Raw genomic sequence first — 22,887 nt, 5'->3', positions numbered from 1 at the left:
CGTGTGTTTTTGTTATCTTCATTCTAAGAACAAGATAACAAGTAAAACAAAGCTTATGGAATGAAAGGGAAATATAGGATGGAAAAGGAAAAGATTCATGCTTATTGTCTACAACTTCACGCAACAACCCATGACTATAAGGAAGAATGGCAGGCAGACCGTTATCATATTGGTGAGAAGATGTATGCCATGATTGGTGGTGATGGAAAGGGGAGACTAGTACTTACGTTAAAATGTGAGCCTGCTCGTGCAGAGGTTTTACGTGAATCATATGCCAGCATTATACCTGGCTATTATATGAATAAGACTCATTGGAATTCGATTTATATGGATGCTACAGATGTCCCTATGGATTTGATAGAGCAACTTATCCAACATTCGTATGAGCTCGTTTACAGTAAGCTAACAAAAAAAGCCCAAAAGGAAATTGGATTAAAAGAAACTAACTAAACGCAATGCATGCAAAAGTTTTAAAGCGCATTTACCTATCTTATTAGAGTAAATGCGCTCATGTAAAATTAAGAATGATAACCACGCTCACCAAAAGGCTTTAACGTGTCCAGCCATTTTTGCTCTAGTTTTTCGAGTTCTCTTTTAGCATCGAAATAGCCCTCTTCTTTTTTCTTCAAATATTCAACAATTTTCACTTCAAAAGCATCTTGGCCAAACGTATTGTAATCAGCTTGAAGCTCTTTATTGGTATGTGTATTTGTTTTTAGCATAAATTGAAAGCCATTTAGCCTTTTCAAGTTATTAAAGCTACCGACAAACACTTTTCCTGTTTGTGTATTAGTCATTGTAAAAACGCCTGCTTCAATTTTCATGTCTTTATACATTTCTTTTAACTCTTTTTTCTGATCCATGTGAAAAACCCGCTTTCTTATTTTTTTACCCAATAGGCACTACCGTCTGCTTTTCGGTCTAGAAATCCATATTCAATTAAGTAGCGACGAATATGGACATAGTCTTCATACATCGGTTTGATTACTTCATTCAATTCTTTTTCCGTGTATTGTTTTTCTGCGTCAAATAGCTTTGTTATGGCACGGAGTACTACAATTTTCTGTTTTCTCGTTTAGGGAAACGTACTAGCTCCTTGCCGATACCATGTGGAAAGAATTTTTCTAATAATTGCTGTTCTTCCGAGTGGGTGACGTTGTAGCGATCGTCCACCATTGTAGCTGTTTTATGAATAGGCACAAATGGTTCCTCCTTCTGATCTTGTTCCTTCAATAACTCCATCATTACCAACAATGTTTTGGCTTGGCGTTCTTTTTCTTTTAACGCAAAACGGTGGTGGCGAATAGTCGTGGCACTTCCAATCTCTAATTCCTCTTTTATATCCTGGTCGGATTTACCTTCATAAAATAAGCGTAAAATATGACTTTGGTGTTCTGTTAAGCCTGTCATTTTTTTATTGAGACCATTTAAATAATGAAAGACAGATTGGTGTGCAACTGTTATATGTTGCTGCATCATTTTTTCCGCTTCATACAGTAAGCCTTCATAGGGATATATAATCCCTTTCTCTACTTTTTCACCGCACAATAAGCAAGTGAAATGTGTCTTTTCGTCGATGTAGCCCTTTTTGAGGTCGTTGATAGGAGCTTGCCAAAATAGTTCGTTTACATCCATGAGAAATCCTCCTATTTAACAAACGTTTTTGATATTCGTTTGTTAATTTATATTTAAAATAACAAAATGTTTATAAAAAATCAATGAAAACAATTCGTTTTATAAACGATGTGTCAATATGTTGGGGAAGCTTTTAAATTTTTACTAATACTAGATAAGCGAAAAAATAACCCTAGATGATGAAAACTATTTACAAATCGTAATGATTACTATATAGTTTTAAATCGTAAACATTACTATTTATAAGGAGGGTAACAATGAATAAAAAATGGTTAGTGCCATTTGCAGTAGCAACAATTGCTTCTACTTTAGTGGCGTGTCAGGAGAAAGAAAAAGAGGAGGAAGTGGTTGCTAAAGCGACAGAGCATAGGGAGGACCATGAACAACATCACAATCACAGCCGTGGGGAACAAACAGATAAGGAGAAACAGATTTCCAAAGGTTATTTTGAGGATAGTGATATTACAGATCGCCCATTAACGAATTGGCAAGGTGAATGGCAATCTGTCTATACCTATTTGTTAGATGGTACATTAGATGGGGTATTAGAGCATAAAGCTGCTCATGGCGATAAAACGGCTGAGGAATATAAGGAATATTACAAAGTTGGCTACCAAACAGATGTCACACAAATTGAAATTGCCGAAAATACAATGATATTTTATAGGAATGGAGAAGTTGTTACAGGTACATATGTGTATGATGGATATGAGATTTTAACATATGACAAAGGTAATCGTGGCGTTCGCTATATATTCAAGCAAACAGATGAAAATTCACAAGCGCCAACATATGTACAATTTAGTGACCATATTATTTCAGATCAAGCATCAACACATTTTCATATTTACTTTGGTGATGATCGTGCAGAGCTGTTAGAGGAGCTGGATAATTGGCCCACATTTTATCCGAAATCATTAACAGGGGAGGAAATTGCTGAGGGAATGGAGGCTCATTAGTAGTAAACAGACACGAGGTTTCTGGAAGTCATTAAAATAATGGTTTCCATCGAAGTTGAAAATCATTTGTTTTAAAATTACTATATACGATAAAAACAGGCTGGAGCCAGCATTTTTTTTCCCATGTTTTATCCGTTAGAAGTAAGACTACTCGAAATGTAAATGCTTTCTAATTGGAAGTGATTGATCACAAAATACACATTATAACCAATAAATACCTCCCAGGTTATTAGATTACTTTGGGAGGTATTTATCTGACTTTATAGATAGCTGTTTCGACAGAGGGGATGACTTGGTACATATTCTATTGACTAATCTTATTTATATTTTCTTTTGAAAAGCATGATAGACGCAGCTGCTAGTATGATAGTTGTGCTGACTATAATGAAAAAGCTAGTTGACGTACTAAGTATATTTCCATGAAGGTCATAGATGATACCATAATTGATTTTATAATCCTCAACATAGGTAGTTGGCACACCATCAAATACTTGAGCAATAGAGCCTTCCATAAAAGCATTTCGTAATAATAATGTTGTATGACTAATAGGGAAGTACATAATTAAATTTTGAGCAAAACTTGGTAGTGCTCCCAAAGGTACATAGACACCACATAAAAAACCAAGTACTGTCCCGACGATTGTTCCTAATGTTGAAAAGGCACTTTGTGTTGAAACAAATAGCGAAAGAAATAAGTTAAAGACACTTGCAAGTAAGACAGCTAAAAATAAGATGCTGATGACTTGAACAAAACTTTGGAAGCTAAGAAGCTCACCACCGGTTGCTACAATAAATATCTCGCAGCCAATTAGGGCGATAAAGGTAAAAATACTTCCGATAATCAGTGCATTAACTACATAGCTCATCTGTATAGTTGCACGGGAAAGAGGAGCTGTTAAAAAATCCGCCTGCGTTTTGGATTCCTGATCCTTTACGGCAATGCCATATGCCCCAAGTGTAGTAGTAACAGCAATCATGGACAGTAATCCTGCTACAAGCCATTCATTGACAAGGGTAATTAATTCCGGTGTCGCTTCGGTTATTTGTTCAATGGCATCAATTTGCATCTTTTGGAGAAATACAGCGTAGAGCACAATGACAATCAGGACTGATAGTAGCGAAAAAAAGACTTGAGTCTTATCTCGCCTAAATACTTTACTATTACGCTGGACTAAAGTTAACAATGCTTCCACTAAGCTACATCCTCCTCTGCCATTATGTGAATAAAGACATCATCCATAGACCCTTTAATGACCTCGAAGGAGGAAATAAGTGGCTCAGCCTTTTTTAATAGGGAGAGCGCTTCTAGAGTAGAATCCAAACGGATCGTATAGATGTTCTGTTTTTCGGTGTAGGGAATGGCAAGCTCTTCAAGCCATTTGACGCCATCTATAGGATGCTTGAAAACAAGGGCCATTGAATCATAAGTATACTTAGTCTTTAACGCATCAGGAGTCCCTTGTGCGACAATTTTCCCTTGTTTTAGGACAACAACTTGATGGGCGACTGCAGCTTCCTCCATATAATGTGTTGTTAAAAAAACGGTCATATTGGTTTCAAGTTGAAGCTGCTTAATGGCCTGCCAAACAAATTGTCTTGTTTGAGGGTCTAGTCCTGTGGTCGGTTCGTCTAGAAATAGAATTTGAGGACGATGAATAAGAGCGCGAGCGATATCAGCTCGTCTTTTTTGTCCTCCAGATAATGTTCCATATTTGTGCTTGTCAATATCTTCTAAATGTAAATACGTAGAGATAAATTGATAGTTTTCGGCAAGCTGTTTTTTCGATAAACCGTATGTTCTGCCTCGATGTAAAATGTTTTCACGCACTGTTAATCGCTCATCTAATAAATTTTGTTGGAATACAACGCCGATCGATTTACGGATATCCGCATTTTGATTGCTTGCATCAAGCGTGAAACCATTAATGGTTACTTGACCACTGGATTTTTTTAATAATGTACATAGAATCTCAATTGTTGTTGATTTTCCGGCACCATTAGCACCTAAAAAAGCGAAGAGCGTGCCTTGTTCAACTGTAAATGAAATGCCTTTGACTGCTTGATGTTCACCATATTGTTTACATAAATTTTCAACTTCTATCGCAAGGGTCATCTAGGCTAATCCTTTCTCTTTTGAATTTCTTGATTCATTTTTTCAATATCATTTAATTGAAGAACATAGAGAATACACCAAACAATCAAGTAAATAATGGCTTCTGCGATCAGTACATACCATACACCGGAATCAAACCAATGACCAAAATAGCCCGCGGTTAATACACATGCTGTCACCGCTACTAAATGCAATAGAAGCTGTATCGTAAAAGGCAATGGCTCAATATCAAAAATGATGGATAGCAGTCCAATTGCAATGCCAAGAATGGCTGCGATAATAATTTGTTCTAGTAACTCTGTACCTAATGCAACTTCATTGCTTGATAGGAGGCTTAACGTGACTAAAATGTACGAAGAGCTAAGTGAAATGAGTAGTCCAATAATCATCATGCGTAAGTACCTCATGCTATGAATCCCTCCCAATACCTAAGTGTCGCTTTAATTCTTTTAAATATTTTCGACTGACATGAATGGCTACGTCATTTTCAAGAAGGAGTTGTGTTGTACCGATTTTGCCCATTTGAATGGAAGAAATTTTTTGAATATTAACAAGGGTGGATTTACTTACTCGTACAAAGTCTTTCGCTAGCTGTGCCTCTAGCTCATATAATTTTCGCTTTGACTCAAATTCATGTTCATCCGTTTGCAAAAATACTTTGGCATCCTCTGCGTAAATGGAATAAATTTCAGAGATTTTTAGTAGATGAATTTCTTGTTGAAAATATCCATCTAGCATAGTAGTTTGGGATGCTTGCAGCTGTTTCATCAGTCTTTCAATTTGTTCGTTATATTCCTTGGCGTGTATATGAACCTCTGTTTCTTCAAGTTCATGATTGATGGTTAGATGAATTTTCATAGGAGGCCTCCTTTATTCTCCGGTTGGAGAAACGCTGAATCAGGTAATACTAATGTAGCATAGAAAATTTTAGTCAGGATAAATTGTTGGATAAGAGGTTAAATTTCCTCCATAACAGGTTCTTTTTTAGCAATAGCAGACAGCTCAAAGTCAGTCTGGTAGAAAAAAGGGGTAATAAAGGTCATAATAGGCTTATCCAGTTGTAAGGGGTTGCTAAAATGTTTGTTTTTGATAAACATATGCTTATCACATTATGTATTGGCCTCATCGGCGCTGTTGTTTTTCAGTTATTACATATTCCTATGCCTTGGCTATTAGGTGCGATTACAGCGGTGCTCATTGTACAATTGTCAACTAATGTACAATTGAAATGGCATCATTATTTCCGTAATTTTGGTTTAATTGTAGCCGGATATTCTATCGGCTATGCCTTTACACCGGAGGCCGTTCAGGATATTAAGCTCTTTTTAGGGAGCATGATCCTTTTAAATGTGTTATTTATTGTGCTATTTTTCGCTGTGAGTCTTCTTGTAGCCAAACGTACAGATATAGATTTTGCTACTGCTCTGACATGCTGTGTACCAGGGGGAATGTCACAGGTTGTAGCATTTGCGGAGGAGCAAGGAAATATGGATATGGCTGTCATCACCTTTTTTCAAATCCTTCGTGTTCTTTTAATCGTTGGCTTTGTGCCATTAATGGTGGCAGGCGCTGGTAGCAATAGCTCCCTTATTGAGGGAACATATTCATGGAGCCTTGTTGCTATCCTCGTTGTTTGTGGACTAGCTGGGTGGCTTGCTCAAAAGCTTAAAATTCCAACAGGTTATATGCTTGGTCCAGTGTTTTTATTGATGGGCATTAATATGGCTGGGATAGAAGTGCCTAAATTGCCATTATCCCTTTTGCATATTGCTCAACTAATGATAGGTATTTATATTGGATTACTTTTGAAAAAAGAGGATTTACATTTATCAAAGAAGCATATTTTTTATGCCTTTGTATCAGCAGGCATTTTTATCGGCGCAGCCTACGGGTTAACATTTATTATGACTAGTTTGTATAAGCTCGATTTTAGGACAGGCTTTTTAAGCGTTGTACCAGGTGGGCTAGATCAAATGGGGATTATCGCTGCTTCTGTACACGCAAATGTCACGATTGTTACGGCTTTCCAATTATTTCGTGTATTAGTGGTCTCGGTTTTCCTTGTGCCTGTGGTGAAAATGTTTGTGAAAAAAACGAAAACATGAGGGAGAGGGTAATGACCCATCCTTCATGTTTTTTTAATTGTTCGAGCATCTAGTGTCAATGATGCCATGTAACATGGAAAAATCTAATAAATTTAACCCTTTCCAAATAATCTGAATAATGTTATGATACAAATAACTATGACGAACGGAGGTGAAAAGGAATGAATAAAAACGCTACGAAAACATGTGTAAAAGTGGATACAGCTATGTATTTTGCACGTGTAATTACTTTTGATTTTGCTAACAACGGGATAGGTCTGTCCATTTTTAAGCAAAATCAAATAACAAACGTAGCGAATTAACCATTCTTTTTCACAAATGTAAATGAGAAGAAGACTGCTTGTTAATGAGCAGTCTTTTTTGTGTTTAAAAGATGTTTTCGCACGTTTCATTGGAGGAAAAAACGATGCAAATGAAAGCTGAACAAATACAAAAAATTATGGGTGGAAATATATTATTTGAAAATTTACAGCTTGAGGTCAATAGCGGTGAACATGTGGCCATTGTTGGCGTGAACGGAAGTGGCAAAACTACTCTATTACAGCTATTGGCAGGCGTAGATATACCGGATAAGGGACGTATTATCAAAAGTAAAGATGCCACAATTGGCTACTTACATCAAATCCCGCAATATCCACTACATGCTGTGCAAGAAGTACTGGAGGAGGCATTTGCGGATATTTATGCTTTAAAGGCTAAAATGACGGCACTTGAGCAAGAGATGCAGTCGGCTGTAACAGATAAAATACTGCTACAATACGGGCAAGTTCAGGAGCAGTTTATGTTACTAGGGGGATATGAAGTAGAAGCACAGTTGGCAATGATTGCAAATGGACTTGGCATTACAGATATGCTGGATCAGCCTTTTAGTAGCTTAAGTGGTGGAGAAAAAACAAAGGTGATGCTTGGGCAAATTTTATTAAAAAGGCCTTCGATTTTATTACTGGACGAACCAACAAACCATCTTGATATGCAAGCAATTGAATGGCTGGAACACTATGTGCGAAATTTTGATGGCATTGTTATTGTCGTTTCTCATGACCGACATTTTATGAATCAAATAGCACATAAAATTATTGAAATTGAGGATGGAGAGGCATTCACATATAACGGTAATTATGATGCCTTTATGGCTCAAAAAGAGGCGAAGATTGAACAGCAGTTTGCTGACTATGAAGAGCAGCAAAAGAAAATTAAAAAAATGCAGGAAACGATAAAACGATTAAAGCAGTGGGCGAATGAAGCAAACCCACCCAATGCCTCCATGCATCGACGTGCTAAAAGTATGGAGAAAGCATTAGCGCGCATCGAGCGAGTGAAGAAGCCGATCACTAAAAAGAAAATGAATTTAGCTCTCACGATGGCTGAACGCAGTGGTAAAGAGGTGGTGCACCTACAGGCTATTCATCACGGATATGATAAACCTTTATTCAAGGACAGCAACCTTGCCGTCTATTTTGGGGAAAGGGTAGCCATTGTTGGGAGCAACGGTAGTGGGAAATCAACTTTATTAAAAATGATAGTAGGAGAAATTGTACCCAATCGTGGTGTCTGCCATATCGGTAGTAATGTAAAATTCGGCTATCTATCTCAGCAGTTTGAACATCATAATCCTACTATTCGTTTAATTGATGCCTTCCGAGAGAGTGTCGCAGTGTCCGAGGCTGAAGCACGTCATATTCTCGCACGATTTTTGTTCTATGGCTATGATGTCTTTAAAAAAGTGAAGGATTTAAGTGGCGGAGAAAAAATGCGCTTACGCCTGGCACAATTAATGCATGAGGATATTAATGTATTGATATTAGATGAGCCGACCAACCATTTGGATATTGAAGCAAGAGAGGTATTGGAAGAGACACTGGAATCCTTTGAGGGGACTATTATTGGTGTGTCACATGACCGCTATTTCCTACAGAAGATCTTTGCGAAAACGGCGTGGATTGAGGATCAAGTCATTCATGTTTTTGAGGGAGATTATGAATGGGCAAGACAAAAGAGACAGGAATTTTCCAAGAAAAAAGTGGTTGAAAAAGAAATACTCGCAAAAGTGCAGCCAGCAAAGAAAGAGCTTTCGATTGACCAACAAATTGAAAAAATAGAGGCAAAACTACAGGAACCTTCGCTTGCAACAGAGCAACGACAGAAGCTAGAAAAGCAATTAGAGGAGTTATATGAACGTTGGATGGAAGAGGGGACAGGAAATGCTTAATTTAGAACGTATTATGCAACTTGATATCGATTATTTAAAGAGTTTTAGTGAGATGGAAGAATGGAAAGAGGGAGCCTTATTTTACAATAAGACAATCCCAACCTATTATGATGCAAATCATGCACATATTTGGAGAAAGATTGATCATCCCAATGCTTTTTTGCAAGACATAAAGGATTTTTATCAATCAAAGTCACTGATCCCGCGGATGTATCTATACAACGTGGAAGACAATCATTCTTGTCTCGATGCACTAGAGAAGAACGGATTCCAATATGAAGATTTTCAGGATGATATCCAGTGTTGGAATGGTGAGTATGTGCAACTAACGCCTAATCCTGCGATTCAAATTGAACGGGTAACAGATACGAATATGGAGGAAGCATTAGCAATAGAAATGAGCATTTCTGCATTTGGGGAGCCTACTCTAATTAAACAGGCATTTGAGCAAACCTATCATTCACCAAACTTTACGTACTATTTATTAAAACTTGGTTGTGTGGCTTGTTGCACAGCAAATATATTTATCTCAGGAAATCAAGGACGGATTGAGAGTGTCGCAACGCTTGAAAGCTATCGAGGACGTGGCCTAATCGGCTATATATTGCAGCATATCCAACAACAATCAGTAAAGCTCGGACTAGAGTATCTTTGGATTTTACCGATTAGTGAGCAGGTTGCGAAAGTCTATGCCAAAGCAAACTTTCAATCAGTCGGCACTATTACATCCATTCATGCCTTTACAGAAGGTAAAAGCATTAAAGAAATACGACAAGACGCCTAAATCAATTAAACGTCGCCCATTTCCTGTGAAACTCACAAGGAATTGGGTGACGTTTTTTAGAACGTTACTTGCCAGTTAAGATTACAGGTTGCTTGGATGTAAGAATGCTTTAAAATATAATCAGCAATTAGCTCTGTCATGTCGATTTGTATTTCCTTTACCACATAGGGGCCCATTTAATTTTTGCGACGAACGCCTACAAATGGTCACAGGTAGGCTCTATTTTATTGGGGCTTGTTATTCTTATTCTAGTCGTGGAATATGTTTCGAATCGTGTGCGAACCAAGCTTGTAAAGGGGGAAGTCTTGATTTCTGAAAAATAGTAAAGTCCTGAATAGTATACTATTCGGGATTTTTGATTTATTCTTAAAAAGAAGGATTTTCAATTATTAAAAGTTTTTTACTTGAAAAATTACCGTATTCGATTTATTGTCTTTAGAGATACTTGTTTAATGGACTTGGAGGATATGGAATGCACGGAATTTATATATGCTATAATGTCTCAAAAGAAACCCCAGCAGCACAATGGCCCAAAAAAATGGATGCATTTGCGTATGTTCAACGAGGAAAACCACAACAAGACAATGACAACTTGCTGTCAATAGAAGAGCTAAAAAGCCATGCTATTCGCTATATTAAAAGCTTAAAAGATAATGCAAGTGTCCATTTAGTAGAGCAACGCAACGGCGAAATTGAGCATTTTGATCGACGCTATATGGAATCCTTAAAATTAAAGGAAAGCATCGATTCACAGCTTATTAATTTAGAAGAAATCCGTTTATTATTGCAATTAATGAATGTCTTGAATTTATCGCATGCATTCGGTGAAAATGCTGGAAAGCTCTTACGTCAAATTACTCCTTATGCAAAAGAGGTAGAGCATCCAACATTCCAAACTACTCGTGTTGAGCGACATTTTTATTCGGAATTAATAGAACAAATAGAAATGGTGTATGTTCGAATTATGCGACAACACAACCCATCTACAACGGAAATGCAGCAATCAGAAAAGCTGTGGACAACAGTCTGTGAGCAAGCAATAGAAAAGGTAGAGGCACGAATTGAACGTTTATCATCTATCAAATTAAAACATGAGAAAAATTTGCTAGAGTTTAGTCACTTAAAACAGCAAAATATCGAGGCAAAGGAACGCTTAGATTTAGCTGTTAATGAACTGGATGAAATTTTAAATGTATTAGAATCTTAAAAAAGCATGTCTACCGATTGGAGAGCCAGTCGGTGACATGCTTTTATCTTGAAGACAGATAGAAACGCCAAATTGCCCGATAAAAGCTACAATGTGACGGATAGAAAAGAAAAAACGGTGGATTAAGCCGTAGAAGTGACGGATACCACTAATCTTATTTTGTTTTTTCTTCTGTTTGTTCCCGTTTGCTTTGGCGTGAAATACGCAGTAAATCAAGTCCAAGTAACACAACAATGATATAGAATAGAGGACTTGTGAACGATAAGCCAATTTGTGATTGACCACCAAGCAATGTTAAAACAATCCATAGCGCGACTGTATATAGTGTTAAACCAATATAGGCCTTTTTGGATAATTTTTTATATCTACCTTTGTCGATAGCTAGCTGTATGATGACTAAAACAACTAATATCAGTAGAATTATTTTTTTAGTTAATAGTGCAGCCATCGCAGTGTCAGGAAAGAAATCATTGACGAATAATAACGTAAAAAATACTAAAATAACAATATTGATGATAGTCGAAAGCTTCATGCCGTATCTCCTTAGTTGCCAGAATTCCTTTTTATTGTAACATGGTTCGACATAAAGAAAAAAATAATACTTGAAGAAAATATTTGAAAATTTTTGAAACTTTCCTATGTGACATCCGTATAGTAGGTAATATGATGAAAAGGGGTGAGCAACTTGACGCTATTTGGCTATTCACTCGAACAAATCTTTTTAGTGGTTTTGATTTTCGCTGGCCTTGCCACAATATTAGTTATGTTTTTTGGTGATGCTGTCGAAGGTATTGGGGAAGGACTATCCATTTTGAATCCGAGTGTCATTCTATCTTTCATTACGTTGATGTCAGCAGCAGGATTTATTTTAGAAAAACTAGCCTTATTCTCTAGCGTTTGGAATATCATTGCTGCATGTATCATTGGCGCTATTTTAAGTACTTTATTTTATTTATTCGTTCTCGTTCCGCTACGGTCTGCTGATGTTTCTTTAGCTTATACCGAGGAATCACTAGGTGGGCAATTAGGGAGAGTCATTGTTCCCATTCCAGTAGATGGCTTTGGAGAGGTTGTCATCGAAACGACAAGCGGCATGATTTCAAAGCGGGCAACTGGCTATGATAATGAAGCGATTGCTTATGATGAGACCGTACTTGTAGTGGATGTGAAGGACGGTACACTTTTTGTTAGAACGTATGAGAAAAAATTTGTTTAAAGGGGAGATACATCTATGTCAACCGAAATTTTAACTGTATTAGGAATTGTAGCGTTTGTTTTAATTGCGCTAGTCGGATTGTATGTGACAAAGTATCGTACGGCGGGTCCTGATGAAGCACTGATTGTGACAGGTAGCTATCTTGGCTCAAAAAATGTACATAAGGATGAGTCAGGAAATCGTATAAAAATTATTCGTGGGGGAGGTACATTCGTATTTCCCATTTTCCAGCAGGCACAGCCGTTAAGTTTATTATCTAGTAAACTAGAAGTGACTACGCCAGAAGTGTACACAGAGCAAGGTGTTCCGGTCATGGCAGATGGTACAGCCATCATCAAAATTGGGGGTTCTATCACAGAAATTGCTACAGCTGCAGAGCAATTTTTAGGAAAGCAAAAAGCGGAGCGAGAAGGTGAAGCCCGTGAAGTATTAGAAGGTCATTTGCGGTCAATTTTAGGTTCCATGACAGTGGAGGAGATTTACAAAAACCGTGATAAATTCTCACAGGAGGTTCAACGTGTGGCCTCGCAGGATTTAGCGAAGATGGGTCTTGTGATTGTATCCTTTACGATTAAGGATGTACGAGATAAAAACGGTTATTTAGATTCACTTGGTAAGCCAAGAATCGCACAGGTGAAACGTGATGCTGATATTGCAACAGCAGATGCAGAGAAGGAAACACGTATTAAGCGTGCTGAGGCGTCTAAGGAAGCCCAGAAGGCGGAATTAGAGCGTGCAACAGAAATTGCGGAAGCAGAAAAAGAAAACCAATTAAAAGTAGCAGAATTCCGTCGCGAGCAGGATATTGCTAAAGCGCGTGCTGACCAAGCATATGAGCTAGAAACAGCTCGTGCAAAACAGGAAGTAACGGAGCAAGAGATGCAAATTCGCATTATTGAACGTCAAAAGCAAATTGAATTAGAAGAAAAAGAGATTTTACGTCGCGAGAAGCAATATGATTCTGAAGTGAAGAAAAAGGCGGATGCTGACCGTTATGCGGTAGAGCAAAATGCTGAAGCCGAAAAAATGCGAGAGCTTGCTCAGGCAGATGCAGAGAAATATCGCATAGAATCATTGGCAAAAGCGGAAGCGGAGAAAATTCGTTTGGACGGTCTTGCTAAAGCGGATGCAGAACGAGCAAAAGGGGAGACAGAGGCAGATATTATTCGTCTACGCGGTCTTGCAGAAGCTGAAGCTAAACGTAAGATTGCCGAAGCCTTTGAATACTATGGTCAAGCAGCTGTGCTGGATATGGTTGTGCGCATGATGCCAGAGTATGCAAAAGAGCTTGCAAGCCCACTTGGCAATATCGATAAGATTACAGTTGTCGATACTGGTGGTGGAGAAGGCAGTGGAGCGAATAAAGTCACATCCTATGCAACCAATTTAATGTCTACACTACAGGAAACGTTAAAAGAAACGTCAGGGATTGATGTGAAAGAACTGATTGAAAGTTATGCGGGTAAGCATACATTGCGACCAGAACTAGAACAAATTGCTTTAGGTCTAGAAAAAAAGCAAGCACCTGTTGAAGCCGTAGAGACGAAGGAAACAGTAGAACAATCCTAATAAAAGCGACCTGATGAATTTATCATCAGGTCGCTACTTTTATTTTTGTTGCTGCCATTCACTCTTGAGCATGCCATAGACCACATGATCTACATAATGATCATAGAGCCATTCTGCTGCACGAATCGTCCCCTCTTTTACTAGACCAAGTCGTTCAGGGATCGCGCGACTTTTGTAATTGGCCTCAGCAGCACGGATTTCTACTTTATGAAGCTGCAATGTTTCGAAGGCATATTGTAATAAGGCTTTAACTGTTTTGGTCATGATACCATGCCCTTGTGCTCCTTCACTAAGCCAATAACCAATCGTCCCAATTTTATTAGTAGCATTAATAGAATTAAAGCCAGCAATGCCAACAATTTCGTTTCTAAAGACAATAACGAGAGAGAGGCTACTGTTTGCTTCATGTCCTTTGATACAGCTCTCAATATAAGCGCGTGTATCTGCTACCTCCTTTGTATAATCCAACCATGGTAGCCATTCTTTTAGATACTCTCTAGAGGCATTCGTTAAGGCAAATACTTTTTCTGTGTCCCCAAGAGAAATTGTTCGTAAAGAGAGTTCTTGATTAATTGTGATCTGCAAATTGTTCACCTCACTTATTTTAAGGCATTATGCATAAAGCCTTTCATTTCACGACTAAGTACAGTCAGCTCTTCAATGATTTCGCTAAAATCCTGTACGAGCTGTGCTTGCTCATTCGTAGCATCATTGACTTGTCCCATATTTTGTCTTAGATTTTCAAGATTTCTATTAATATTTCGTAAAGAAGTTTCTATATTTTCAGTAGCGCTGGATGTCTCAAAGGACAATTTTCGAACCTCTTGTGCCACGATATTAAAGCCTGCACCATGCTGACCAGCACGAGCTGCCTCAATGGATGCATTTAAACCTAGTAAATTGGTTTGGCGTGAAATACTTTTAATTAAATCGGTCACTGCATTTGTTTTCTCAGAATCCTCTAATGCGTGCTGCGCTTGCTTATTAATTTCCTCACTTGTCGCCGCTAATTCCTCTGAATGAGAAGCAATGGTATGTACTTTATCTTGTAGACTGTTGATAATGTTATCCATGGTACTCATATATTTTTCGAGCTTTAGTTCATTATCAATCGGTAGACCAAAAGCCAATGCACCTACAACTTGACCATTTTCACGAATGGGAAATGAAAAAGCATTAAGGGCTACGCCGTATACCTCCTCTGGAATAATCACATCTGCATTTTGTCCATTAAAGGCAATGTAAACATTCTGATCATTAGGATTTACTTTTTGTCCATCTTTATCACCGGTATCCACACGTTTACCTGCCAAATATTTAACGACTGTTTCACTTTCCTTTTCAACAACAGCTACAATAGCTTCTTGTTTTAATGCAAGATGAATATAAGGTGCTGCTAGGGCTAAAGCCTCGATAATTTTCATAAAAATTCCTCCGGGTATAGTCAATGAAAAATAGGTAGATCATCTAATTTTTTTGTGACAATGGTTCTAGATGATTTCTAGTTTTACTGTAGCACAATAGTTGCCTAAGCTAAAATAGTAAATTTCAAAAAAATGAATAAATAGCATTATTTTTTTGTTGTCAACTAAAATTGGGAATTCCTCGTAAAAAAATGATAAAGATTTTGTCTATTTTTTGACAAACTGTTGTGTGTTTTGCGAAATATTGTATTAGAATAATAGTAGTACGTTGTAGAAATTAAGGAGAGAGATATATGGAGTATATACAAAAGGGCACGAGAGCATTTCATAAAACAAACTGGGCATTGTTTTTAGCGGGCTTTATTACGTTTGCGAACTTGTATATAACACAGCCATTATTGCCAACATTTGCAGACGTTTTTCACGTCTCACCAGCTATTGCTAGTTTATCTCTTTCGGTAACTACCTTTGCTTTAGCAGTGAGTTTAATTATTGTCAGTTCGCTATCCGAGGCATGGGGACGAAAATCGTTGATGACCATTTCGATTTTTGCAGCTTCTATCCTTACGCTTGCACTAGCATTTTCTCCTAATTTTGAAACGATTATTATATTACGCGTTTTTCAGGGGATTGTTTTCGCGGGATTACCTGCAATCGCCATGGCTTATTTAGGAGAGGAAATGGAACCAGCGAGCTTAGGGGTTGCAATGGGCTTATATATTAGCGGTAATTCAGTAGGAGGGCTTAGTGGGCGAGTTATCATTGGCACAATAACAGATCATTATAACTGGCATATAGGGATGATCGTGCTAGGGGGAATTAGCCTTCTTGTCAGTGTGTTGTTTGTCTGGATGCTGCCTAGTTCCAAACATTTTAGCGCCCGACCGCTACAATTAAAAGCATTGGCCAAAACACTTTATCAACATATGAAGGACCCTTCTATGTTATGTCTTTATGGTATAGGCTTTGTGTTAATGGGAAGCTTTGTCACACTTTACAACTATATTGGCTTCAAATTAATGGCGCCCCCATATAATTTGAGTGCAACCATTGTAGGCTGGATATTTGTCATTTACTTAGTCGGAACCTTTAGCTCTGCATGGTTTGGCAGTCTCGCTGATCGGTATGGTCGACAACGAATGCTATTACTAGCTATTGCGATTATGTTAGCAGGTGCCATTGTCACGCTTAACGGGCTGCTTACTTTAAAAATTATAGGCATTACGGTTTTTACCTTTGGTTTTTTTGCAGCTCATTCTATTGCTAGTGGCTGGGTGAGCAAACGAGCCTCCCACGATAAAGCACAAGCTTCATCTCTTTATTTATTTTTCTATTATTTTGGTTCGAGTGTTGGTGGGACAGTAGGCGGTGTATTTTGGATGAAATATGGCTGGGTAGGTGTTATAGCGATGATTGCCCTATTTCTAGTAATTGCTTGTGTGCTATCTTACTTATTAAATAGAATCATTGCTAAACAAAATAGCGCAACAACTTTATAGCATTTGATGATGTGAGGTGACGTTTTGCAGGAATTATTTTTTTCTTTTTTATTATCCTAACAGCAGCGATTTTGCAAACTAGTACAGGATTTGGTTTTTCTATTATGGCAACGCCTTTTTTACTGCTGCTTTTTTCACCGCAAGAGGCGATGCAAATGAATATAATTCTGTCCCTTGTTATTTCCTTTTCGTTGATTTTAAAAATTAGACAGGATATTGATCTGACCTTGCTCAAAAAGGTAATTATAGGAAGTGTTGTAGGCGCACCTTTTGGTAGCTTACTCTTTGCGTTGGTTGATGTGACGACATTTAAACTGCTCATCGCTATCCTTTTATTAGGGTTAACGATTCTCTTAATAAAAAATTTCTCCATTCAACAAACAAGCGGTAGAGATTACGGTGTTGGCTTCATCTCCGGTATATTTACAACGAGTATTGGCATGGCAGGTCCACCATTATTACTATATTTTGCGAGCACGAAAAAAAATAAAGAAATGATTCGAGCAACTTCATTAGCTTATTATATATTTATTTATCTAGTTAGCTTACTATCACAACTAACGATTGAGGGCACCAGTTTAATGGTTTGGCTCTATAGTCTATACGCCTTGCCAATTGTTTTGATTGGCCTTATTGTGGGACAAATCGTATTTAAAAAACTTCATCAAAGGCTATTTTTAAAATTGGTATATTTATTATTATTTGCTGCTGGCATGATGCTATTAATACAGAGCATATGGACAATGCTGTAGACATAAAAAAGTATGGAAGATTACTCATCTTCCATACTTTTTCGTTGTTAACCCATAATATTATAGCCAGCATCGATGTAGATTGTTTCACCAGTGACACCACGTGATAGGTGAGATAGCATCACAATCGTCATATCTGCTACTTCATCTTGTTGAACATTACGTTTTAAAGGAGCAGTTTCTTCGATTTTGTGTAAAATTGTGTTAAAGGATGGGACACCTTTTGCAGCAAGAGTACGAATAGCACCAGCTGAAATAGCATTGACGCGAATATTATCTTGGCCGATATCAGCAGCAAGATAGCGCATAGAAGCCTCTAATGCAGCCTTTGCTACACCCATAACATTGTAGCCATCCAGTACACGTTCTGCACCTAAGTAACTCATTGTGACAATAGAGCCACCCTCAGTCATGTATGGATGAGCTGCTTTTGCTGTTGAAATTAATGAATAAGCACTTGTATCTTGTGCAAATGCATAGCCTTCACGTGTTGTTTCAAGGAAGCGATTGTGTAAATCTTCTGCATGAGCAAAAGCTACTGAATGAACAATACCATGAATAACGCCAACCTTAGAGCCGATTTCATCGAAAGCTGCTTTTGTACTGTCATCACTATTTACGTCGCATTGAACAATGAGAGAATCGGATTGTCCAATATTGTCTAATTGTTTTTGTAATTTTTTTAATGAGCGTTCTTGACGATACGTGAAAATGACGTTTGCACCTACATCAAATAAGCGTTTCGCAATGCCCCAAGCAATACTTCGATCATTTGCAACACCCATAACAACAATGTTCTTATCTTTTAATTGTAATAAATTATCCATCATTATGAAGAACTCCTTTGTGAGATAATATCTGTTATTAGTACCAACTACTAAAATCTTATCATACATAAAATAGCGTTGCAATAATAAGATAAAAAGAGAGGCTGTTAAATAGCAAAAAAAATTCATCCCAGAAGAGACGAATTAAATAATGGCTATTTATTTTATAACATGATATTCATACATATCGATTGCTCGATTAACTGCATTGTTGACAGCAATTCTAAAGCAATTTTGAGTGCGAATAGCTTGCACAAGAACTTTAATTGCTCTTGTTTGATCTCTATGAAAAGAAGCGTTGTCAGTTTGAAAATCATCCTCTAAATAAGCGAGAAAATATGGCTTCTCCTCTGGTAGCTCTAATAAATCAGACTCAGCACTTTTTTCAACGGTATTGTAAATCCACAAGTCTATGGCATTCCCTAATTGAAAGGCAACGAAGTATTGTAAGTCATCATTATCACATTCTCTTATTTTTTGAATTATTTGAATTTTTTTGAGCTCATCTATTAAAAATGTATTGATTGAGTAGTAGATAGCTTTAGAAGGATTGAGAATAAGTTCATCGGTATGCTGAGATTTAAAGAAAACCCAGCTATTTAAAACGCTGGCCCATGAATCTAACGTATTCAAACATTTTGCATATACATCTGGAAAAACTGTTTGCCATTTTGCCGCAAGAGTTTTAAATAAATCAATATGGTCTTGATCAATATGAAATAAACTATGCTCTACTTGTAACTGCTTAAACATCATCATTCCTCCAGTAGATTGTTATGTATAGAATGGACCATATGATTATTATCTGATGCAAAAATTAGCAATAATTTTAATCAATAAGAAGGCATCCAATGAAGGATGCCTTTTAGGGTATACATTCAATTGAAGACTATTCGTATTTTAATGCGTCCCCATCGAAAGTTTCATCTGCTACTTTGATAGAGTCTGTTGGACAACCTTCAAAAGCATCTTGCATATCTTCTAATAGATCTTCTGGTACTTCAGCAGTTCCCATGTTATCATCTAAAATAACGAAGGCAATCCCTTCATCATCATAATCATAAATGTCTGGCGCTGCGGCTCCACATGCGCCACAAGCGATGCATGTATCTTTATCAACAATTGTGTATTTAGCCATTTTATTCTCTCCTTTAACGATGTTCCTACAAAGCTTCATACTCATTTTAAAGATGTTTATCTTACATTTCAACTTAAATACTATTAAATTGGAGGAATTTGCGTCAATGTTTCATCAAATTTTATTGCAAATCTTTCAAAAACTCAATAATGAACGTACAATTTCGGCTGCCTATCATGTTTTAAGAGGTAAGCGCTCAGGCCAGACAATTCAAGATATTGGCCTTTTTCAGTTACATTCATATTTCGGCTTATTACCAAAACTACCTCGTGCTACATTTGATGAGGCTGTTACATTATTTATGCAATATAGTTGGTTAAAAGTGCAGGAATCTGGTCATTTCTACATGGAAAAGCTAGGATTGCAGCGAGCCCAACAAACACCGAGCTTTTTCTTTGATGGCTGGCATTATCGTGGGAATGAGCATGTTTTTTTTGCCCGGCTATCTTTAATTGTCCAAAGTTTGTCACATCAAGCTGCAGCAGTTCGTTCTTTTTCTCCCATCAGTAGAGATCCAGCGATACAAGCATGGGTGCGGTCATTTTTACAGGGGCACCATTACAAAGAAGGGCATTTACAGCAACAATTATTAGTAGAATGTACAAATGTACTTAACATTCTTCCTATTTCAGATGCTAATAAGCAGCTAGTTCTATACCGTTTAAGCGGTCATCGATTACCTGGTTGGACGTGGCAACAGCTTGCGGATGAACGAAAGGAATCCGTGCTTGATAGTCAGTTAGCTTTTATTGAAACACTACATATATTATTAAATGAAGTGCATCAAACAAATAATGATTATCCTTTACTTGGGCAAATAGCAGAAGGATTAAAAGTGAAAATATTGTTAACCGATTCTGCACAACAAACAGCACAATTATATGAACAAGGCTATTCAATAGAGCAAATTGTACAATTGAGGAAGTTAAAACAAAGTACAATAGAGGATCATTTTGTGGAATTAGCAATGTATGAACCGAACTTTTCTATTGGACCATTCGTCTCATATGAAGAAGCACAAAAAGTTTGGCAGGCGTCGGCGCAATATCAAACAAAAAAATTAAAAATATTACATGAAGCTTTAAATGATATGAGTTATTTTCAATTAAGGCTTGTCCTTGCGAAAGGAGAAGTTTAAATGGAACTTGAACAATTATTGCAAAAGCATTTTGGTTATTCATCCTTTCGACCAGGGCAGAAAGAAGTCATTGAAGCTATACTGGAGGAACAAGATGTTATTGCGTTATTACCAACAGGAATGGGGAAATCACTTTGCTATCAGCTCCCAGCCTATACGTTAGAGAAGCCGGTATTAATTGTTTCGCCATTGCTCTCATTAATGCAGGATCAAGTGGAGGAACTGAAACGTTTCGGGGAAAAAAGGGTTGTTGCACTAAATTCCTTTTTAACCGTCACGGAAAAACGCTATGTGCTACATTATTTAGAACAGTATCGCTTTATTTTTACATCACCAGAGATGCTCCTTCAACAGCAGGTACAAGAAAAACTAGCACACATAAAGCTAGGATTAATTGTAGTAGACGAAGCGCATTGTATCTCACAATGGGGATTTGATTTTCGGCCGGATTATTTACGCATAGGTGAATGGTTTTCGAGGGGAAATCGTCCACCAATCTTAGCGTTGTCAGCAACAGCAACGAAAAAGGTTGTTCAAGATATTAGGGAGACCCTATCACTTAAGGCTCCATTTGAGTTTATGTATAATGTGGACCGACCAAATATTCATTTAGGTCGCATTGTAGTAGAGGATAAGGCTGATAAATCTAAGTGGCTCATGCAACATATTAAAGAAACGGCAGGCCCAGGTATTTTGTATGTTTCCTCTCGTAAACGTGCGCAACAATATAGCGAGGCCCTTTTACAAGCCGGTATTCGGACTGCTGCATACCATGCGGGCTATGGTGCAGAGGACCGTCAGTTTATCCAACAACAGTTTATAGATGGTGAACTGGATTGGATAGTAGCAACAAATGCTTTCGGCATGGGGATTAACAAACTAGATATACGCCAAGTAATACATGAATCTATGCCTGGCAATATTGCGAATTATATGCAGGAGATTGGACGTGCCGGTCGAGATGGTCATTCTGCGCTTGCCATTTTACTGTATAGTGATGGAGATGAAGAGCAGGCGAAATTTGTTGTGACAGGTGATTTGCCGACACCTCACCATGTTGATCGCTACCAGGAATTACTTAATCAGCAAATCCAGCCAGCACAAATGCTAAAGAATGGCGAGTTGAGTGAGACAGCCTTTCGAGTGTTGGACTACTGGATTCAACAAGAATCTACGGAACAAGTAAAGGCCCGACTAAATCATTTAGCCCTAGAGAAGTACCTTGCAGTGGACGAAATGCTTAAAATCATTCAGACAAAAGACTGTATTCGTGAACATTTAGTCGGGTATTTTGGGCAAAAATTGCAGAAAAGGCCGGAAAACTGTTGTGAAAATTGTGGAATCCATTATGATGAAATCAAGAAAACACGCTTACAAGAAGATAAGAAAATGGAAATGATGTCATGGGAAAGTCGATTGCAGCAACTTTTAATGGGTATTTAGACTAAAACTGACGGTCATTTACTTTTTTCGTAAAATTCGTCATAATAGAAATGATAGAAAGCGTAGTAAGGTTGGGGGAAAGGCGAATGAATAAAGAAGATTATCGCGATAAAATAGAAGAGCATCGTCAATCATTTGAAGATGAGCAAAAAGAGCAGTCTTTATCGAGAGTTTCCAGAATGAACAAAAATGGCAATAAAAACAAAAAGCCAAAAAATTCAAAACGAAAAACACCATTAATGACAATTCTTTTTGTTATTTTTATCCTTATTCCATTAACGATACTCATTTATTTTTGGAAGTTTTATGAACCAGGAAAAACGATTGAACAAGCTGAGAAGGATACAGCAGAACAGGTCGTCGAATTAGATCCTTCAGAAGCATCTGCATCAAATCAAGATAAAAAGGATCAAGACGGTCAGGCTGATAAAAAAGCTCAGGAGCAATCTCAAAAAGATGCAGATAAACTAGCGGCTGAACAAAAGGCCGCGGAAGAAGCGAAAAAAGCGCAAGAGGCTAAGAAGGCTGAAGAAGCGAAAAAAGCCGAAGCAGCTGAAAAAGCCGAAGCAGCAAAACGAGCTGAGGAAGCTAGAATAGCTCAACAACAGGCGGAGGCTGCGAGAAGAGCCGAAGAGGCTAAAAAAGCCGAAGAAGCAAAACAAAATGCTAAAGTAAGTACACATACTGTGAAAGCAAATGAGAACTTATACCGCATTGCATTAAATCATTATGGCGATGGCAGTGAAGCGACATTAGCAAAAATTCGCGCAGCCAATGGCATGTCTTCGAATACTGTCATGGTTGGTCAAGTAATAAAACTACCTTAATGTATAAAATAACAGACAAACGTTCACACCAAAACGTAAGTC

General features: G+C 37.6%; 25 protein-coding genes and 1 pseudogene. 14 read left to right on the top strand and 12 right to left on the bottom strand.

Features of this window, described 5'->3' with window-relative positions; all coding sequences use genetic code 11:
* Positions 1-78 precede the first annotated feature (78 nt).
* Positions 79-450, top strand: coding sequence for an MmcQ/YjbR family DNA-binding protein (locus SJW71_RS17000; protein WP_431811245.1), 372 nt, complete (start codon positions 79-81; stop codon positions 448-450).
* Positions 451-518: 68 nt separating this feature from the next.
* On the opposite strand, the gene SJW71_RS16995 is transcribed toward SJW71_RS17000, so the two are convergent.
* Positions 519-863 (bottom strand): GIY-YIG nuclease family protein, encoded by a 345-nt coding sequence (locus SJW71_RS16995; RefSeq protein ID WP_274796307.1) that lies wholly within the window; start codon positions 861-863, stop codon positions 519-521.
* Positions 864-880: 17 nt separating this feature from the next.
* Positions 881-1,635, bottom strand: a pseudogene (locus SJW71_RS16990) (DUF2087 domain-containing protein).
* A gap of 257 nt (positions 1,636-1,892) precedes the next feature.
* Here SJW71_RS16990 and SJW71_RS16985 point away from each other — a divergent pair.
* Positions 1,893-2,594: a metal-binding protein ZinT gene (locus tag SJW71_RS16985; RefSeq protein ID WP_431811244.1), complete on the top strand. Its 702-nt coding sequence runs from the start codon at positions 1,893-1,895 to the stop codon at positions 2,592-2,594.
* A 317-nt stretch (positions 2,595-2,911) separates the two neighbouring features.
* Here the strand turns inward: SJW71_RS16985 and SJW71_RS16980 are convergent, their stop codons facing one another.
* From SJW71_RS16980 to SJW71_RS16965, 4 genes are read right to left on the bottom strand one after another with little or no spacing between them, the layout of a single operon-like run.
* Positions 2,912-3,787: an ABC transporter permease gene (locus SJW71_RS16980; RefSeq protein WP_313470682.1), complete on the bottom strand. Its 876-nt coding sequence runs from the start codon at positions 3,785-3,787 to the stop codon at positions 2,912-2,914.
* Positions 3,787-4,707 carry an ABC transporter ATP-binding protein gene (locus SJW71_RS16975; RefSeq protein WP_274796311.1) on the bottom strand — a complete coding sequence of 307 codons (921 nt, stop codon included), beginning with the start codon at positions 4,705-4,707 and terminating at the stop codon, positions 3,787-3,789. Before SJW71_RS16975 ends, SJW71_RS16980 begins: the two co-directional genes overlap by 1 nt.
* A 5-nt stretch (positions 4,708-4,712) precedes the next feature.
* The gene (locus SJW71_RS16970; RefSeq protein ID WP_274796312.1) at positions 4,713-5,114 is read right to left on the bottom strand and encodes a DUF3021 domain-containing protein; all 402 of its coding nucleotides are present in this window, start codon (positions 5,112-5,114) and stop codon (positions 4,713-4,715) included.
* Position 5,115: 1 nt separating this feature from the next.
* The gene (locus SJW71_RS16965) at positions 5,116-5,565 is read right to left on the bottom strand and encodes a LytTR family DNA-binding domain-containing protein (protein ID WP_274796313.1); all 450 of its coding nucleotides are present in this window, start codon (positions 5,563-5,565) and stop codon (positions 5,116-5,118) included.
* Between the two features lie 218 nt (positions 5,566-5,783).
* Between SJW71_RS16965 and SJW71_RS16960 the strand changes: the two genes are divergently transcribed.
* From SJW71_RS16960 to SJW71_RS16940, 5 genes are all read left to right on the top strand, one after another.
* The gene (locus SJW71_RS16960) at positions 5,784-6,812 is read left to right on the top strand and encodes an AbrB family transcriptional regulator (protein ID WP_431811243.1); all 1,029 of its coding nucleotides are present in this window, start codon (positions 5,784-5,786) and stop codon (positions 6,810-6,812) included.
* Between the two features lie 161 nt (positions 6,813-6,973).
* Entirely contained in the window at positions 6,974-7,114 is a 141-nt protein-coding gene (locus SJW71_RS16955) for an RAxF-45 family protein (RefSeq protein WP_004232534.1), read from the top strand.
* Between the two features lie 104 nt (positions 7,115-7,218).
* Positions 7,219-9,021 carry a ribosomal protection-like ABC-F family protein gene (gene abc-f, locus SJW71_RS16950; RefSeq protein ID WP_431811242.1) on the top strand — a complete coding sequence of 601 codons (1,803 nt, stop codon included), beginning with the start codon at positions 7,219-7,221 and terminating at the stop codon, positions 9,019-9,021.
* Positions 9,014-9,805, top strand: coding sequence for a GNAT family N-acetyltransferase (locus SJW71_RS16945; protein WP_431811241.1), 792 nt, complete (start codon positions 9,014-9,016; stop codon positions 9,803-9,805). The genes abc-f and SJW71_RS16945 overlap by 8 nt, the downstream gene beginning before the upstream one ends.
* A 472-nt stretch (positions 9,806-10,277) precedes the next feature.
* Positions 10,278-11,012, top strand: coding sequence for a hypothetical protein (locus SJW71_RS16940; protein ID WP_274796317.1), 735 nt, complete (start codon positions 10,278-10,280; stop codon positions 11,010-11,012).
* Positions 11,013-11,166: 154 nt separating this feature from the next.
* On the opposite strand, the gene SJW71_RS16935 is transcribed toward SJW71_RS16940, so the two are convergent.
* Entirely contained in the window at positions 11,167-11,544 is a 378-nt protein-coding gene (locus SJW71_RS16935; protein WP_431811240.1) for a hypothetical protein, read from the bottom strand.
* A gap of 153 nt (positions 11,545-11,697) precedes the next feature.
* On the opposite strand from SJW71_RS16935, the gene SJW71_RS16930 reads away from it, so the two are divergent.
* Entirely contained in the window at positions 11,698-12,228 is a 531-nt protein-coding gene (locus SJW71_RS16930; protein WP_431811239.1) for a hypothetical protein, read from the top strand.
* A 15-nt stretch (positions 12,229-12,243) separates the two neighbouring features.
* A complete protein-coding gene (locus SJW71_RS16925; protein WP_274796320.1) occupies positions 12,244-13,797 on the top strand; it encodes a flotillin family protein in 1,554 nt (517 codons plus the stop codon).
* 39 nt (positions 13,798-13,836) lie between these two features.
* Here the strand turns inward: SJW71_RS16925 and SJW71_RS16920 are convergent, their stop codons facing one another.
* A complete protein-coding gene (locus SJW71_RS16920; protein WP_312505679.1) occupies positions 13,837-14,382 on the bottom strand; it encodes a GNAT family N-acetyltransferase in 546 nt (181 codons plus the stop codon).
* 14 nt (positions 14,383-14,396) lie between these two features.
* Complete coding sequence (locus SJW71_RS16915) at positions 14,397-15,221, bottom strand: methyl-accepting chemotaxis protein (RefSeq protein ID WP_431811238.1); 825 nt, start codon at positions 15,219-15,221, stop codon at positions 14,397-14,399.
* A gap of 293 nt (positions 15,222-15,514) precedes the next feature.
* Here SJW71_RS16915 and SJW71_RS16910 point away from each other — a divergent pair, with 293 nt between their 5' ends.
* Both SJW71_RS16910 and SJW71_RS16905 read left to right on the top strand, forming a co-directional pair.
* Complete coding sequence (locus SJW71_RS16910) at positions 15,515-16,720, top strand: MFS transporter (protein ID WP_431811237.1); 1,206 nt, start codon at positions 15,515-15,517, stop codon at positions 16,718-16,720.
* 32 nt (positions 16,721-16,752) lie between these two features.
* The gene (locus SJW71_RS16905; RefSeq protein WP_431812219.1) at positions 16,753-17,472 is read left to right on the top strand and encodes a sulfite exporter TauE/SafE family protein; all 720 of its coding nucleotides are present in this window, start codon (positions 16,753-16,755) and stop codon (positions 17,470-17,472) included.
* Between the two features lie 47 nt (positions 17,473-17,519).
* Here SJW71_RS16905 and SJW71_RS16900 read toward each other — a convergent pair whose 3' ends face one another.
* From SJW71_RS16900 to SJW71_RS16890, 3 genes are all read right to left on the bottom strand, one after another.
* Positions 17,520-18,302: an enoyl-ACP reductase FabI gene (locus SJW71_RS16900; RefSeq protein ID WP_431811236.1), complete on the bottom strand. Its 783-nt coding sequence runs from the start codon at positions 18,300-18,302 to the stop codon at positions 17,520-17,522.
* 156 nt (positions 18,303-18,458) lie between these two features.
* The gene (locus SJW71_RS16895; protein WP_431811235.1) at positions 18,459-19,058 is read right to left on the bottom strand and encodes a hypothetical protein; all 600 of its coding nucleotides are present in this window, start codon (positions 19,056-19,058) and stop codon (positions 18,459-18,461) included.
* 130 nt (positions 19,059-19,188) lie between these two features.
* Positions 19,189-19,437 carry a ferredoxin gene (locus SJW71_RS16890; protein WP_274796327.1) on the bottom strand — a complete coding sequence of 83 codons (249 nt, stop codon included), beginning with the start codon at positions 19,435-19,437 and terminating at the stop codon, positions 19,189-19,191.
* Positions 19,438-19,543: 106 nt separating this feature from the next.
* On the opposite strand from SJW71_RS16890, the gene SJW71_RS16885 reads away from it, so the two are divergent.
* The 3 genes from SJW71_RS16885 to SJW71_RS16875 all read left to right on the top strand — a co-directional run bounded on the left by SJW71_RS16885 (position 19,544) and on the right by SJW71_RS16875 (position 22,845).
* A complete protein-coding gene (locus SJW71_RS16885; protein ID WP_274796328.1) occupies positions 19,544-20,575 on the top strand; it encodes a helix-turn-helix domain-containing protein in 1,032 nt (343 codons plus the stop codon).
* Positions 20,576-22,018: a RecQ family ATP-dependent DNA helicase gene (locus SJW71_RS16880; RefSeq protein ID WP_431811234.1), complete on the top strand. Its 1,443-nt coding sequence runs from the start codon at positions 20,576-20,578 to the stop codon at positions 22,016-22,018.
* A gap of 86 nt (positions 22,019-22,104) precedes the next feature.
* Positions 22,105-22,845: a LysM peptidoglycan-binding domain-containing protein gene (locus tag SJW71_RS16875; RefSeq protein ID WP_431811233.1), complete on the top strand. Its 741-nt coding sequence runs from the start codon at positions 22,105-22,107 to the stop codon at positions 22,843-22,845.
* The last annotated feature ends 42 nt before the right edge of the window (positions 22,846-22,887 follow it).

The sequence above is a fragment of the Lysinibacillus sp. FW12 genome (assembly GCF_050817245.1).
Classification (GTDB): domain Bacteria; phylum Bacillota; class Bacilli; order Bacillales_A; family Planococcaceae; genus Lysinibacillus; species Lysinibacillus irui.
The sequence above is the reverse complement of the archived record's forward strand: the minus strand, read 5'-3'. Positions and strand labels throughout refer to the sequence as shown.